The 15,532-nt window shown below is 44.2% G+C and carries 13 protein-coding genes; 9 read left to right on the top strand and 4 right to left on the bottom strand.

Annotated features, from left to right (window positions below; translation table 11 throughout):
• From BN161_RS10160 to BN161_RS10145, 4 genes are all read left to right on the top strand, one after another.
• Positions 1-262: IS66 family transposase (locus BN161_RS10160; protein WP_141651792.1), on the top strand; the 262-nt coding region annotated here is incomplete at its 5' end.
• Between the two features lie 187 nt (positions 263-449).
• Positions 450-1,559 (top strand): TolB-like 6-bladed beta-propeller domain-containing protein, encoded by a 1,110-nt coding sequence (locus BN161_RS10155; RefSeq protein ID WP_044265587.1) that lies wholly within the window; start codon positions 450-452, stop codon positions 1,557-1,559.
• A 112-nt stretch (positions 1,560-1,671) separates the two neighbouring features.
• Entirely contained in the window at positions 1,672-2,643 is a 972-nt protein-coding gene (locus tag BN161_RS10150) for a hypothetical protein (protein WP_044265584.1), read from the top strand.
• A 79-nt stretch (positions 2,644-2,722) separates the two neighbouring features.
• The gene (locus BN161_RS10145; protein ID WP_244436465.1) at positions 2,723-3,862 is read left to right on the top strand and encodes a 6-bladed beta-propeller; all 1,140 of its coding nucleotides are present in this window, start codon (positions 2,723-2,725) and stop codon (positions 3,860-3,862) included.
• Positions 3,863-3,873: 11 nt separating this feature from the next.
• Here BN161_RS10145 and BN161_RS10140 read toward each other — a convergent pair whose 3' ends face one another.
• Together BN161_RS10140 and BN161_RS10135 are read right to left on the bottom strand one after the other, a co-directional pair.
• Complete coding sequence (locus BN161_RS10140) at positions 3,874-4,455, bottom strand: epoxyqueuosine reductase QueH (RefSeq protein WP_044265578.1); 582 nt, start codon at positions 4,453-4,455, stop codon at positions 3,874-3,876.
• 12 nt (positions 4,456-4,467) lie between these two features.
• Positions 4,468-5,652: a DUF5009 domain-containing protein gene (locus tag BN161_RS10135; protein WP_044265590.1), complete on the bottom strand. Its 1,185-nt coding sequence runs from the start codon at positions 5,650-5,652 to the stop codon at positions 4,468-4,470.
• A gap of 64 nt (positions 5,653-5,716) precedes the next feature.
• On the opposite strand from BN161_RS10135, the gene BN161_RS10130 reads away from it, so the two are divergent.
• The 4 genes from BN161_RS10130 (at position 5,717) to BN161_RS10115 (ending at position 12,546) form a co-directional block, all read left to right on the top strand.
• Positions 5,717-7,309: a DUF6377 domain-containing protein gene (locus BN161_RS10130; protein WP_044265576.1), complete on the top strand. Its 1,593-nt coding sequence runs from the start codon at positions 5,717-5,719 to the stop codon at positions 7,307-7,309.
• Between the two features lie 187 nt (positions 7,310-7,496).
• On the top strand, positions 7,497-8,972 hold the full coding sequence (locus BN161_RS10125; RefSeq protein ID WP_044265574.1) for a glycoside hydrolase family 30 protein: 1,476 nt from the start codon (positions 7,497-7,499) through the stop codon (positions 8,970-8,972).
• Positions 8,973-8,990: 18 nt separating this feature from the next.
• The gene (locus BN161_RS10120; RefSeq protein WP_044265571.1) at positions 8,991-10,238 is read left to right on the top strand and encodes a glycoside hydrolase family 5 protein; all 1,248 of its coding nucleotides are present in this window, start codon (positions 8,991-8,993) and stop codon (positions 10,236-10,238) included.
• A gap of 85 nt (positions 10,239-10,323) precedes the next feature.
• A complete protein-coding gene (locus tag BN161_RS10115; RefSeq protein ID WP_044265568.1) occupies positions 10,324-12,546 on the top strand; it encodes a glycoside hydrolase family 3 C-terminal domain-containing protein in 2,223 nt (740 codons plus the stop codon).
• A 147-nt stretch (positions 12,547-12,693) separates the two neighbouring features.
• Here BN161_RS10115 and BN161_RS10110 read toward each other — a convergent pair whose 3' ends face one another.
• Positions 12,694-13,128 (bottom strand): DUF6078 family protein, encoded by a 435-nt coding sequence (locus BN161_RS10110; protein ID WP_044265566.1) that lies wholly within the window; start codon positions 13,126-13,128, stop codon positions 12,694-12,696.
• A gap of 221 nt (positions 13,129-13,349) precedes the next feature.
• Here BN161_RS10110 and BN161_RS10105 point away from each other — a divergent pair, with 221 nt between their 5' ends.
• Positions 13,350-14,192, top strand: a complete 843-nt coding sequence (locus tag BN161_RS10105; RefSeq protein ID WP_044265563.1) for a hypothetical protein — start codon at positions 13,350-13,352, stop codon at positions 14,190-14,192.
• Between the two features lie 142 nt (positions 14,193-14,334).
• Here the strand turns inward: BN161_RS10105 and BN161_RS10100 are convergent, their stop codons facing one another.
• Positions 14,335-15,294 (bottom strand): hypothetical protein, encoded by a 960-nt coding sequence (locus BN161_RS10100; RefSeq protein ID WP_044265561.1) that lies wholly within the window; start codon positions 15,292-15,294, stop codon positions 14,335-14,337.
• Positions 15,295-15,532 lie beyond the last annotated feature (238 nt).

Below are 15,532 nucleotides of genomic sequence, written 5' to 3'. Positions count from 1 at the left end.
ATCCAAACTTTTGGATAATTTAGCGGAAAATAGTATCCGACCGTTAGCCTTGGGAAGAAAGAATTATTTATTCTGTGGAAATGATGATGCAGCAGAAAACGCTGCGGTAATTTATTCATTGATGGGATGCTGCAAGGCAAGCGAAGTTAACTTCCGAGGATGGCTCGTGTACGTCTTGGAGAATATACATGCCTATGACAACGATTATAGCAAAGACTTAGCTGAACTACTACCTCAAAACTGGAAAGAGGAAAACTCTTAAAAACTCTAAACCGTCTCTGAATGTTTTGCGAGTTTTTAAGAGAAAACCAGAAAAACTCGCAAAGGTAGAGATTAAGGAGTATAAAAAAAGACGGAGTTTACCGAATGCTTACAATGAAACTCGAAGAGCCGGAAAATAGCGAGAGATCCAAAATGATGAAAAGTTGACCCCAAACATAAGAAATAATATGAGAAGAATTGGAAAATTAATTAGCTTGATGTGGGCGCTGAACGTTTGCATTGGCTGCCATGAGAAGCATGATGACAGCCTGTTTTTTCATGGAGAAATACAAACGATTAAAGACAGTGGCAAAGAAGCGAAGAAAGTGGCCTTAAAGCCGGTTTTTTTAGATGGGGCGAATTTCGGATATATTGCCGTATATGATTCTCTCATGTTTTTTATGAATCCTAAATTGCCGGATCGCTTCTACAATATATTCAATATAAATACGGGAGAAGAGATCGGTACTTTTTGTAACAAGGGAGGCGGTCCTGAAGAGGCCGCCGCAGTTGGTCCTATTTCTCAATTTTTTGAGCGGGAAAATGAACTGAAGACTTTGCTGTTCGCTCCTAATGAAGGAAAATTATTTGTTTGGAATATAACTCAATCCATCGTACGGGGTACTACGATTATGGATAGAGTGATTCCGTTTGCCTGGAGGGATGAGAATAGGGGAGCGTGCTATAATGAGATGTATCTTCAGGATGATAACACCCTGCTTGCCAGAGTGGACCCCGTGCCTTTAAGTGATGATGAGGCCACTTTGCTGTTTTATCAAAAGCGGACGCTGGATACAAATGAGGCATTGAAGAATTATTCTATTTATAAGCAGGCGATAAAAGAAGGAGAAGCGTCTCTTATCTCAGAGGCTTACTTTGCTTCGGCCGATGCCTTTAAGCCTGATGGGACTAAAGTGGCGCAAGTGATGGGGCATCTTCCACAATTGAATATACTGGACTTTGAAACAGGACAGGTTGTAGGATATCGTATGGAAGGCGGAGAAAGCTTTTCGGCTCTCCGGGAAAAGAAAAATATAAAGAACTATTATGTAGAAGTACAGGCTGACGATAATTATATATATGCGTTGTATTGGGGAAAGAATAGGTGGGGAATGTCTGAAATTCCATATATTAATACGATTCATGTTTTTGACTGGCATGGCAGATTGGTGCAGAAGGTGGAAACGGATTATGACATTGATAAAATGTTTTTGGATACGGTAAGAAACAGGCTGTACGTAACAAGGCCGAAAGCTGACGATATATTCTATCTGAACTTAGACGAGGTTGTCCCTTGAGTTCAATGTGGCTTGGGGATAAATCAATGCGAAGAAAACCTTTTATATCAGTCACCGGTGATAAGCTTGAATGATAAAGTTAAATTCGAACGTTTTGAATTAATTAAATAATATGAACCGTATTTGTATTTTTGTATCGTTTTTGTCTGTTTCCTTTCTGTTGGAAGGATGCACTTCGAGAAAGGAACCATCCACGGGGTTGCCCTCGTTGAAAGAATTAAGAGCGGACAGCATTTCTATTCCTCCGGTATTACTGTCCGTTACACGGCTGTTTGTTACAAACAATATGTTGGTAGCCTATGAACAGAGAAAGGACACCATGTTCTCATTTTGGAAATTACCGGAATGTAACTATTTGTTCAGTGCAGGCTGTAGAGGCGACGGACCTAGCGACTTTCTGATGCTTGACAGAACCTTTCAGGCAACCCCACATGGATTTAAGACGTTTGAACTATCTTCAAGCAAAATAAAGGAAGTGGCAATAGACTCTATGGGCCTTTTCAAAGTGTTTTCGAATAAACAGTTAGAAGTAGAACAGGGAGGACTGAATCGTTTTCTCTTTCTGGAAGATGACAGTTATTGCTTTATTTCTGACAAGGAGGAATATGAATATACTTTGCTTGATAAACATAAAGGTGTATGCGACTTTAGCAGTTATCCTGGGGGCTTATTGAGAAAAGAGCAAGATGAGTTGAACCGCTTTGTTTATAATAAGTTGACCGTTGCCAGTCCTAAAGGAGATAAATTTGCGGCTTTTTATGCATATATAAAACTCTGTAGAATTTATAACTCCAAAGGAGAACTTTTAGAAGAACAGATGTTGCAGCAGCCATATGAAAATATATCTGAGGAAAAACATATTTATTACTCGTCTTATCCTTATGTGGATGAGAATTATATTTATATCTTGACAGATGAAGAAGAGGGAAAGATTCTGGAAATCTGGAACTGGGAAGGAGCTCTGGTGAGTCGTTATTTATTAGATAAACCAGTAGATTGTCTGGCGGCTTCTTCCGCGAACGGTAAGGTGTATGCTGTCTGTCAAGAACGGGAAGATGTGATCTATACTTACAATATACCTTAATTTAGAATCTTTTTAATATGAAACTAATATGAACATAAGTCGGATGTCATATAGTCTAATAGTAGCAGTCATAATTCTTATGTCGTCCTGCCTCCAGCAACCGTCGCTAAATGGTTTAGAGGCAATCAATATAATAAATAAAGACCGCCCTATTGAATTGGATATATACGATATAGTGGATAGCATTAGTTATATTCCTTTAGAAACTTCGGAGAAGTGCTTGCTGGGCGAACTCCAAAGGACTAAGAGGGATGGTGATTTTTATTTTGTCGAAGATGCTAAAGGGCTATTTGTCTTTGGTAAAGACGGACGTTTCCTGAATGAAATCGGTCATAAAGGAAATGCCCCCGAGGAATATCTCTATATGGATAATTTCTATTTGGACCGTAAGAATAAGCAAGTCTGCATTATCAACAATGTGCAAAAGCGAATATTAAGATATGCGTATGATGGCACTTACATATCTATGAGCTACCTTGAGGATAAAGATGCCAATATAGAGTCGGCAATGTTGTGTGATGGAGGAGAACTTTTAGCATTTTATCCTTTGCCTAATGATCTTTTTCATGCGGATAGTGAGTATCGCGTCTTTAGAGAGAAAGGAGATACATTAGTTTCGGAAAGGATAATGGATGCAAAGGCGTTGACAACTAAAGATGCTTTTTACCCTTTCTTATACTTTCCAATGGTGACCTTCAACAATAAGCATTTCTTGGCATCTGTGTTTTCTAATGAACTTTATCAATATGAGAATGGCAGGGCTTTTCCGGTTTATCATGTCGATACCTCCGCTACCATTCCTAATGAGGCTTTCCTGGATGAGCACAAAGAGCTGGACTTTTTTGAACTGTTAAAGATAATGAGTCAGCAGAATATAAGCACGGGAATAACCGCTTTAGAGGCTTCTTCCGATTATTTGTTTGCATTGATTGATAACAGAAGAACGTTGGTCTGGGATGGAGAAAAGGGAATCTTGATTTCCACTACCTATAATTCGGACTTAAACCTCTATTCGTCACTTTTGACGGGAGGGAGTTCCGACGAGCACGTAGGTTATCTATCTGCAGAATTCTTTTGTGAAAAGAAGGAGGATTCAACGGGAAGTAAGACTTTATCAGAGTTGGCTGATTCCTTATCTGAGGATGATAATCCCGTGCTCTTTCAGTATCACTTTAAAAAAGATGCAGTGAAGTCACTGATGGAGAAATATAAGTTGTGATCGGATGTTTTTTATTCTTTCTCTTCAAGCCTCCGCATACTGAACTCGCAACCGCAATATTGTTGATTGTAGAAGTCATGCTCTTTAAGAAGTTGATTTCGGCGGTCCTGTAATCCTCCTTTTCGCCAGTTCTGCTCCCAGAAGATGGTGCCGGGATAGAGAGCGGTGGCATGACGTCCTGCCAGATTAATCTGGTCGAGACTTTTCCAACGGGAAGAGGCAAGGGTAGTAGTGAATAGCGTGAAACCATGCTCTGCGGCATAGCGGGCTGTTTCCGTCAGGCGAAGAGTAAAACATTGCAGACAACGACTCCCACGTTCAGGTTCATCTTCCATCCCTGACATGGAACTGCGCCAAAGCTGATAATCGTAATCTCCATCCATGAAATCAAGCCCGAGAGCTTGTACATAGCGGATGGCTTCAGCTTTTCGGATATCGTATTCTGCCTGAGGATAGATGTTGGGATTATAATAAAATACGGTGGGACGAATGTTGTTGGCGAGCAGACATTCGATAATAGCAGAAGAACAAGGTGCGCAACAGGAATGAAGCAGCACCTTGTTTTCGTTGTTGGGAGTTTGTAACTTTAACATAAATCTTAAAAGTTATACCTTCAGTTTTATTTTAACCTTCACCAACAGTCCGGTCAATTGGACAATGATAAGGGAGAATATAAGCGATCTTAATAAGCCCGGAGTACCGGCGTTCAATAGCTCTGGATAATGCAAACCCAGCAATTGCTGCACAGCATACCATACGTAAGGAATGATATAGCATGTCAGTGTAGCTGTTCCGGCAGGTTTGATAATATCGAACCAGGGCGTTTTGCCTTTCACATCCGTCAACCAATAGAACAAGCCGAACAGCGGGAAGAATGCAGCCAGGCAATAGAACAACCAACTCGGGGTAGCCTGTATCTTGGAAATAATCCAGTGAGGATGCGAGCAGAGTGCAGCAACAAGCATGACAGCACCCAATACACAAAGAATCGTGATAAATCTACGCGGATGTTCACGGTCGGCATATTTCTGCATCAACAGCGAAGTGAGTACGCCCGACATACCGAATGCATGCAGTGTCCAGTCGCTGGGGATGAAAGGCAACAGTATGACGCGTAAACCGTATTCTTGCGGTATCAGACTGGAATGACTGATTACTGCAAGCAGCATAACTACCAGCCATGCTATTACATTCTTGCGCAGACTTTCGCGGGTAAACAGATAAATACCGGCACATACGACATAAGTCCAACCGATAAGTCCCAGAATGCCCCACCAACCCTGATGGAAAGGTTTTCCGTTTAAGTCTTTATATAATACGAGGAATGCCAGCAGGGCCACACCAAGCACCTTCATTGCGATGAATAGGTACTTTTTTGAACCTTCGGCCTTGGGATAGACCGCCCAGACCAGAAAGAAACCTATAACCATCAGTATGCAAAACCATTGATGGGAGATGCCGCCCTCTATGCCGCCGGAGTTGAGTGAGAACAGCCCCATGGCAATCAGAGCCACCGTGCGCCAGAAAATATGAGCGATCACTTGCAAGGTAGTGTCTCCCTTTCGATAGCGGTTCTGGATAGCAAAGGAAACGGACATGCCCATACAGAAGAGGAATGCGGGAAAGATTGTGTCGGAAAAACCCAGCATATCTTCGTTCATTTCGGCATGTTTAAGCCAGTGGGGGATGTTTTTCAGACCGGGAATATCATTCACAAAGAGCATTAGGAACATAGTAAGCGCACGGAATACATCGACCGCCGCCACTCGTTGAGGTGTTAAGTTTTTCATTATAGAATACATTTGGGGGTTAATGCTGCAAATATAGGAAACAAATTTTTTATATTTGTCCCCTATGAAGATAAAACTGCTGATATTTCTAGGTCTGACTTTAGTTGGCATTGCAGGAATGTCGGCTTCGGCCGATATTCCTGCAATGGATGGCTGGACTGATGCTTTGGACGTAGCCATCGGTAAGCACAAAGAATATGTGGCAGTGCGTGAAGCCCGTATTGAGGCGTTGAGGCAGCAATTGGTACAGACCGGTTCGGAAACTCCGGAGCTCTTCCGGCTGAATGCGGAAATGTATCAGGAATACAAAGCATACATCTGCGACTCTGCCCTTTACTATCTGAGCCGTAACCTGCGCTGGGCGCAACAGCACGGTGAGCAGGATGCGGCTGATGAAACCCGTATCCGGAGGGCGCATCTGATGTCAGCGGCAGGTATGTATAAAGAAGCTTCCGAAGATCTGGAAAAGATAAATCCCTCTAAGCTTTCTCCCCGTTTGTTACCCGATTATTATGAATGTTACCGTCATTTATACAATGAATTGGGGACGTATACGCAGGATACCTTCCGGCGCAGCCGTTATTACGGCTTGTCCGCCGCATATGGAGACTCTCTGATGCAGGTGCTTTCTCCTGCCTCCGCCCTCTACCTGGAACGTAAAGAGATGAAAGCCGCCGGCTCCGGTCAATTGGAGGAGGCTTTGAAGATAAATGATAGCCGTTTGGCGGGCATACGTCCTGATACCCCGGAATATGCGTTGGTCACTTACCACCGTTCCCTGCTTTACCGTAGGTTGGGAGACAGACAGCAGGAAAAGTATTATCTGGCTTTGTCGGCTTTGACAGATGTCCGGCTGGCAATTACCGATCATGCTTCCTTGTGGACTTTGGCGCAACTGCTTTATGAAGAAGGAGACATTGAACGTGCTTACCGCTACATTCGCTTCTCGTGGGATGAAACCAACCACTACAATGCCCGTAGCCGCAGCTTGCAGACGGCGGGCATCCTGTCTCTGATAGACCTTACCTATCAGGCCATGCAGGAGAAGCAGAACGACCGTCTGCGCTTTTATCTTTGGATGATCAGTATCCTGTCCCTGTTGCTGGTTATGGCTATCATCTGGATATATCGGCAGATGAAGCATCTTTCCATAGCCCGCGGTCATCTGGAACAGGCCAATGAACAGTTGCAGATGTCCAATCATATAAAAGAGGAATATATCGGCCGTTTCCTGAAACTGTGTTCTACCTATATCGACCGTCTGGATGCTTACCGACGCATGGTCAACAAAAAACTTTCCGGCGGACAGACGGAGGAACTACTGAAGATGGTGCGTTCAAGAGATGTGCTTGACACTGACCTGAAAGAACTGTACGAGAACTTCGATACTGCCTTCCTCCATCTTTTCCCTGACTTTGTAGAAAAGTTCAATCAGTTGTTGCAGCCTGAAGAACGGATTATACTCCGCAAGGGCGAACTGCTGAATACAGAATTGCGTATTTTTGCCTTGATCCGTCTGGGTATTGACGATAGTTCGCAGATTGCCGAGTTCCTTCGTTATTCCGTCAATACAATCTATAATTACCGCGCTAAAGTGAAAAATAAAGCGTGCGTCTCGCGGGATGACTTTGAAATGTGCGTTATGAAGATACGCTAAACATACGTCATTTCTTTCCTGCTCATCCACTTTTTTACTTTCTCATCCCAAACTTATTGTCTTGTTATTTAGTCTGTTATCGTTCTGTGTGCTTTCATCATATCCACATCTTGATAAACCGGAGGTGCATACTGTCTCTATCTTGCCTACCTTTGTGGAAGATTAATTAACCCTTGAAAAACATACCATGAACTTGAAACTACCTCTTTTATTAGGATGCTGTTTATTCGCTGCCATTACAGCTTGTGCCGAGACTTCCGCTTCATTGGATGAAAATGCGGCCGGAAAGAAGAAAACCGATGTATACATCACTACTGCCGACCGTCAGCAAAGCTTTAATCACACTACTCAGAAGCTCTCTAAAACTCCTGCGTTTGAATCCGTAGTCACCCTGAATCCGAAGGTGAAATTTCAGGAGATGGACGGTTTCGGTGCTGCCGTGACCGGTTCTACCTGCTACAATCTGATGCAAATGACACCTGCTGACCGTGCGAAGTTTCTTACCGAAACCTTTTCGGATAAAGATGGACTGGGCTTCAGCTATATCCGCATTTCCATAGGCTGCTCCGATTTTTCACTGAGCGAATATACTTGCTGCGATACGAAAGGCATTGAAAACTTTGCCTTACAGACGGAAGAGAAAGAATACGTGATACCTATCTTAAAAGATATTCTCGCTATTAATCCTGCCATCAAGATACTGGGCTCTCCGTGGACATGCCCCAAATGGATGAAGGTGAATAACCTGGAGGAAAAGAAGCCCTTCGACTCCTGGACAAGCGGACAACTGAATCCGGATTACTATCGGGATTATGCCACTTACTTCGTGAAATGGATTGAGGCATTTCGCAAAGAAGGTATTGATATTTATTCTGTTACTCCACAGAATGAACCGCTGAATAGGGGAAATTCCGCATCTTTGTTCATGGGTTGGAAGGAAGAACTGACATTTGTGCGCGACGCTCTTGGCCCTGCTTTCAAGACTGCCGGGCTGGATACGAAGATTTATGCTTTCGACCATAACTACAACTACGATAACATGGCCGATCAGCAACAATACCCCGTTAAGATGTATGATGATGAAGTAGCCGCCTCTTTCCTGACCGGAGCCGCTTATCACAATTATGGTGGCAGGCGCGAAGAACTGAACAATATCCAACAGAAGCGTCCTGACAAGGAACTGATTTTCACCGAAACCTCCATCGGCATGTGGAATGACGGGCGCAATCTTGAAAAACGACTGATGGAAGATATGCGTGAAGTAGCCCTCGGAACGGTAAACAACTGGTGTAAAGGCGTTATTGTCTGGAATCTGATGCTGGATAATGAGCGTGGTCCCTGGCGTGAAGGAGGATGTAAGACCTGCTACGGTGCGGTCGATATCAGTCGTGAAGACTACAGGACGATGACTTATAATTCTCATTATTACATCATCGGCCACCTGTCGTCTGTGGTGAAACCGGGTGCAGTCCGTATCGAAAGCAAAGGCGTGGCAGAGAAAGGCTTGATGTACTCTGCGTTCGAAAATCCCGATGGAACCGTGGCTTTTGTGCTGTTGAATGAAGGAACCTCTGAAGCCCGCCTGACAGTAACGGACGGAAAGAATTGCGTGGATTGTGTAGTGCCTGCCAAGGCTGTGGCATCTTATCGCTGGAAGAAATAATCTTATATTTATAATACCATGTTCAAATCAATTTTAGTGGGTACATCCCTCCTTGCCGCCTCCCTGATGTTAGGCAGTTGCGGTGAAAAGGCAGAAAAAGCACAGGAACCTGCCGCGTTTGTAACAATTCAAGGGCAAGATCTGATAAAGCCCGACGGTACGAAACTCTTTATCATGGGTACCAACCTGGGCAACTGGCTGAACCCGGAAGGGTATATGTTTAAGTTCAGCAAAACCAACTCGCCCCGTTTCATCAATGAAATGTTCAGCCAGCTGGTGGGGCCTGACTTTACCGCCGAATTTTGGAAAGCATTTAAAGACAATTACATTACCCGTGAGGACGTACAGTTCATCAAGAACACAGGTGCGAACACTATCCGCCTCCCGTTCCATTATAAACTCTTCACCGATGAGGACTTTATGGGACTGACCACCGCTCAGGACGGCTTTGCCCGTGTGGACAGTGTAGTGGAATGGTGTCGTGAAGCCGGTCTTTATCTGATTCTCGATATGCACGATGCTCCGGGCGGACAGACTGGTGATAATATCGATGATAGTTACGGATATCCCTGGCTGTTTGAAAGCGAAACGAGTCAGCAATTGTATTGCGACATTTGGCGCAAGATTGCAGACCGTTATAAGAATGAGCCGGTTATCCTCGGTTATGAGCTTTTCAATGAGCCCATTGCCCCGTACTTCCCCAATATGGAAGAACTGAACGGCAAACTGGAAGATATCTATAAGATGGGTGTAGCTGCTATCCGTGAGGTGGACACTAACCATATTATCCTGTTGGGTGGTGCACAATGGAACGGTAACTTCAAGCCGTTCAAGGATTCTAAGTTTGATGATAAGATCATGTATACCTGTCACCGCTATGGGGGCGATCCTACAAAAGAAGCTATCCAGAGTATTATTGATTTCCGTGACAAAGTGAATCTGCCGATGTATATGGGCGAAATAGGCCATAACACGGATGAATGGCAGGCCGCTTTCTGCCAGACTATGCGTGAAAATAATATCGGTTATACTTTCTGGCCGTATAAGAAGATGGATGGTTCCAGTTTCGTAGGTATCACTCCACCCGAGAACTGGGCGAATATCGTCTATTTCTCTGAAGCTCCGCGTACTTCCTACAAGGAAATCCGCGATGCACGTCCCGATCAGGTGATGGCACGCAAGGCGATGATGGATTTCATCGAGGCTTGCAAGCTGAAAAACTGTGTGGTGCAGGAAGGATATATACAATCGTTAGGTATGAAATAATGGAGATACCCCGTAAACCACACCGCTAAATTATCATTTATATTACGGATTAATTTTGATTGAGTACTTATTAATAAATATCAATATGAAGAAAGTATTGTTCGGTTTGGCGTTTGCTGTTGCTCTCCCGCTTTTTGCACAGCAGAAACCAGCATATCTGGATGCGACCAAGCCTATTGAAGAAAGGGTAGAAGATGCGTTGAAAAGGCTGACTATCGAAGAAAAGGTGGCTATGCTGCATGCGCAAAGTAAATTCAGCAGTCCGGGCGTGCCCCGTTTGGGTATTCCTGAATTCTGGATGACGGACGGACCTCACGGTATCCGCCCTGAGGTTCTTTGGGATGAATGGGATCAGGCAGGATGGACCAACGACTCCTGTGTGGCTTTTCCGGCTTTGACCTGCCTGGCAGCTACCTGGAATCCCGATATGTCCATGCTTTATGGAAAAAGCATCGGTGAGGAAGCGCGTTATCGCAACAAGACCGTCCTTTTAGGCCCCGGAGTCAACATCTACCGTACACCGCTGAACGGACGTAACTTTGAGTACATGGGCGAAGATCCATATCTGGCTTCCCGCATGGTAGTTCCCTACGTGCAAGGCGTGCAGCAGAATGGCGTAGCTGCCTGTGTGAAGCACTATGCGCTGAACAATCAGGAAATCAACCGCCACACCACCAACGTCATCGTAGACGACCGTGCCCTTTATGAAATCTACCTGCCTGCTTTCAAGGCAGCCGTTCTGGAAGGCAAAACGTGGTCTATTATGGGTGCTTACAATCTGTATAAAGGCCAGCATGCCTGCCACAACCAATATCTGCTGAACGATATTCTGAAAGGCGAATGGGGCTTTGATGGCGTAGTCGTTTCCGACTGGGGCGGCACGCACGATACCGACCAGTCTATCACGAACGGCCTCGATATGGAGTTCGGCAGCTGGACGGATGGCCTTTCCAACGGGCATAGCAATGCTTACGATAATTATTATCTGGCCATGCCTTATCTCGAACGCATTAAGTCCGGTAAGGTAGGTACGAAAGAACTGGACGACAAGGTGCGCCGTATCCTGCGTCTGGCATTCCGCACCACGATGGATGCGAACCGTCCTTTAGGTTCCATACTTTCTCCCGAACATTATGAGGCGGCACGCCGCATTGGTGAAGAGGGCATTGTGTTGTTGCAAAACAACGGTGGCGTATTGCCTATCGACCTGAACAAAGCGAAAAAGATTGCCGTTATCGGTGAGAATGCCGTGAAGATGATGACCGTAGGCGGTGGCAGTTCCTCTTTGAAAGTGCAACGTGAACTTTCACCGTTGGATGGCATCCGGAACCGTGTGGGCGATAAGGCGGAAGTGGTTTACGCCCGTGGTTATGTGGGTGATGCGACAGGTGAGTATAATGGTGTGGTAACAGGGCAGAACCTGAAGGACGACCGTACGCCCGAGGAATTGATAGCCGAAGCCGTAAAAGTAGCTGCGGATGCTGATTATGTTATCTTTATTGGCGGACTGAATAAGAGCAACAATCAGGATTGCGAAGACTCCGACCGTAAAGCCCTTGGCCTGCCTTATGCACAGGATGATGTCATCTCCGCTTTGGCAAAAGCCAATAAGAATCTGATTGTTGTGAATGTTTCCGGCAATGCCGTGGCGATGCCCTGGATTGCGGAAGTTCCTTCGGTATTGCAAGCCTGGTTCCTGGGCTCTGAAGCCGGAAATTCGATTGCCGCTGTATTGATGGGGGATGCCAATCCTTCCGGTAAGCTGCCTTTCACTTTCCCCGCCCGTCTGGAAGATGTGCCGGCCCACAGCCTTGGCGAGTACTTTGGCGACCGTAGCAAGGAAGTGGTGGATATGAAATATAACGAAGGTATCTTCGTAGGTTATCGTTGGGCTGATAAACAAAAGAAGGTGAAGCCCTTATTCCCCTTCGGACACGGACTTTCTTATACGACATTTGCGTATGGCAAACCTGCCGCTGACAAGAAAGTGATGTCTGCCGCTGATCAGATTTCCTTTACCGTAACCGTAAAGAATACGGGTGACCGCGAGGGTCAGGAAGTTGTGCAGTTGTATATCAGCGATAAGAAGTCCAGTCTGCCCCGTCCCGTTAAGGAGCTGAAAGGCTTCAAGAAAGTGAAACTGGCTCCGGGCGAAGAGAAAGAAGTTACCTTCACCATCGACAAAGAAGCCTTGAGTTTCTTCGACGACGCCCAACATGCCTGGATAGCCGAACCGGGTAAGTTTGAAGCCGTCATTGCAGCTTCGGCAGCGGACGTCAAAGGCATTGTTCCTTTTGAATTAAAGTAGGAAAAGTACCCCTTATTTGTTTCATTTTGTTTCACTCAATTGGAACAAGATTTTCTTGCCTGAGAAACAAGATTTCCATCGAATAGAAACGACCGTTCCATAGGACTGGAACGGTCGTTTCTATTCGATGGAACAATATACGCCCTTTTACCACTCGTACTGTTCTACGTATTCGTCATATACAGGCTCTTCGTTTATTCCCCATTTGAGGAATATCTGGCGGATACGTTCTTGTTCTCCGGGTTTGATGAGCCGTTCCTTACGCCAACAGCGATAATAAGTGGCACGTTGCAGTTCTGCTATCATTTCGCGTTTAATACTGACAGCTTGGCTGTGTGGTATCTTGTCCAACAGATGAGTGATACCGAGTGCGAACCGTTTCTTCTCGTCCGGCATGAAGTATGGGCAGGCGTCTTTGCAAGAGGCTATGAAGTTCGGATTTACGGTACTGATGGCGGGATATTTGGCCGGGACATAGGCTGTTACCATATATCTCAGGCATTTGGAAGCTTTTTTGCATTGCTTGTTGAGGCAATGGAGGAAAGTAAGCGGCACCTCGTTGTAGTTAAAGTCGGGACTCATGATTGTTTTACGAATATATAGATTTATTAATTTAAGTTTCGCATGCTGCTCAACTTGAGTGATTAAATTGTTCGGCAAAGGTAATGCTTATTGAGGTGATAGCAATTTACTGCGAATCAAATTCATAAATTGTGGTCTAATTTATATGATAGATGCTTTTTTGCATTTGCTTTATTTGCAATAATTCATTAGATTTGTCCTTCTTTAAAATCCGTTGACGTATGAAGCGTTTTAGATTTGTTTTGTTCTATATATCGCTTATTGTAGCCTTGTTTTATTTCGTTATATTTGGCGAGATTATATTTTTGCACGATGAGCCGTATATGATTCTGGATAGTCTCTATTTGTTTTTAATAGTAATGATGGGGGTTAACTTCATATTTATTATATTCTATGATCTGGGAAAAGAAGATAAGAAGGAAATCCGTTATGTGCAGTTTAAGTCTGCTTTTAACTCTCCCGACAAATCCTCTCAAGATACGTTTCTGACAAAATGTCGCCATATTTTCTTGGGGAATCGGAAAACTCTGTGTCAGCGGTTGGCTTCGCTGAAAGAGCAGAACCAGGCCCTTGCCGATAAGCTGGAAAAAAGAGAAAATTGTGTGCGAGAGGATGCTAAACGGGAGTTGAAGACGCTCTTCAGAGACCGTTGTAATATGAATCATCTGAAACTGAAAGTTCTTGTCCGCATCATTCAGGAAGCCGACAATCATGTTCGTCCTCTGAATTTGGACGATGTGACAGACCTGCTGCGCCATAATAAGATCTCTGCTAATGAACAGTATTCTTATAGGGCGGCTTTTCACAAGGCATTCCCCGGAGCCTTAGCGCGCATTGAGGAGCTTTGCAATTTAAGTAGAAAAGAAGAATTATACGTCATGCTTGTGGCTCTTGAATATTCAGACCTGGGGATAATGGGAGTTTTAAGTATGGGATCGGACAGTATGGAAAAATTGCGATGCGCGCTGTGCCGTAAACTCCAATTGTCCGATTCCGATACTGTGTTGATAGATCAACATGTCAGGCGTGTGATGTTGCCGGATGAGAATCAGCAAGAGACATAGACTTTGCGATACTCATGTATGGAAGAAGCTCTTATCCCTATCTTTCCTATAAAATTATCGCGATTTATTGATTTTGTAATGATGGGTAAAGGAGATAAAGATGTTATTGACATTTGATAATTGCATAGATTGTAAAGTATGTCTACAATGTGCCGATGATTTCCCGTTGTTGCTTAAAGAATTGGATGCGCTGCATTTCGCCGCTTTCCGATATCAGCGTAGAAAACTTCTTCAATGACTGAATCCACTCTTTCAGGCCCCGGAACATCTCACTGTCCTGTGTGGTAATGGAGTTGATGGAATATATCCGGATCATACTGAGCTGTATGATGCTTGTATCCAGATAGCTGTAGGTAGCCTCAAAGTTGATGTTTGAGATATAGATCCTGATGTTGTTGCCCGCCTTGCTTTTCCCGCAGGTAGCCAACTCTTCCATATCATCTACCACTTGGAGTAGTTCTGCTTTAAGCAGACCTTTATCTTCGTCGGAGATGAGATGGACATCGCAGAAGTACTGGATGTCATTAATCAGATGGCTGAAAATCATATTATCCCAGATGTAATCTACGGAATGGATGTGGTTTATTGCGCTGGCATACTCTTTTTGCTTGTCCACTATCTTCTGTGGGATTTCCATTTCTTCAAAGTGTTTGCACTTTATGTTTTCATTCTGGTACATCCATTTGAATAGCCTGAATTTGGAGAGCATATTATAGTTCAATGAAAGAGTCAGCGGAATGATATTGGATGAAGTTCCAACTTCCGAGTATTCGTCTTCTTTTATTTTCCGGAATAGCTCCACCTGCTTTTCCAGGATGGAATAGTAAGTTTCGTAAGGCTGGCTGCTATCCACTATGTTCATGTCGAAAACGGCATTGTCGCGGAAGCTCACGCCTATCATTTTGTCCAGCGATATACCCAGTTTACGGGATATAACGGCTGCTTCGGCCAGGGTGAAAGGTACTTCACCCCGAAGCCGGCGGTAAATAGCTTCTTTGCCTATATAAAGAATGTCCATTAAAGTATTGGCAAGATTTTCTTTGGATGGGAGTTTCTCTTTGACGGCATTAACTAATCCTGTATTTAACTCGTTTGTTATCATAATCTTCTGTCTGAGTTAGAGGTTTGTCTATTGTCTATTTAACACTTTTGGGGGCTTCCTTGTTTCGAAATTCGTAACATTTCTTTCGAAGGGGGATGTCTTTTCCGAAAAATGAGTCTGGCAAACCTTGCGTAGCCATATATAGAAAGTCGGATTGGCTGATATTTCTTATTACTGGCACGGAAGTGTATGCGTTGTGATGTAATTTTGTGAAGCAGTTTGATAGACTGTTATTACT

Origin of the sequence: Bacteroides timonensis (genome assembly GCF_000513195.1) — a bacterium.
GTDB lineage: Bacteria > Bacteroidota > Bacteroidia > Bacteroidales > Bacteroidaceae > Bacteroides > Bacteroides timonensis.
The sequence above is the reverse complement of the archived record's forward strand: the minus strand, read 5'-3'. Positions and strand labels throughout refer to the sequence as shown.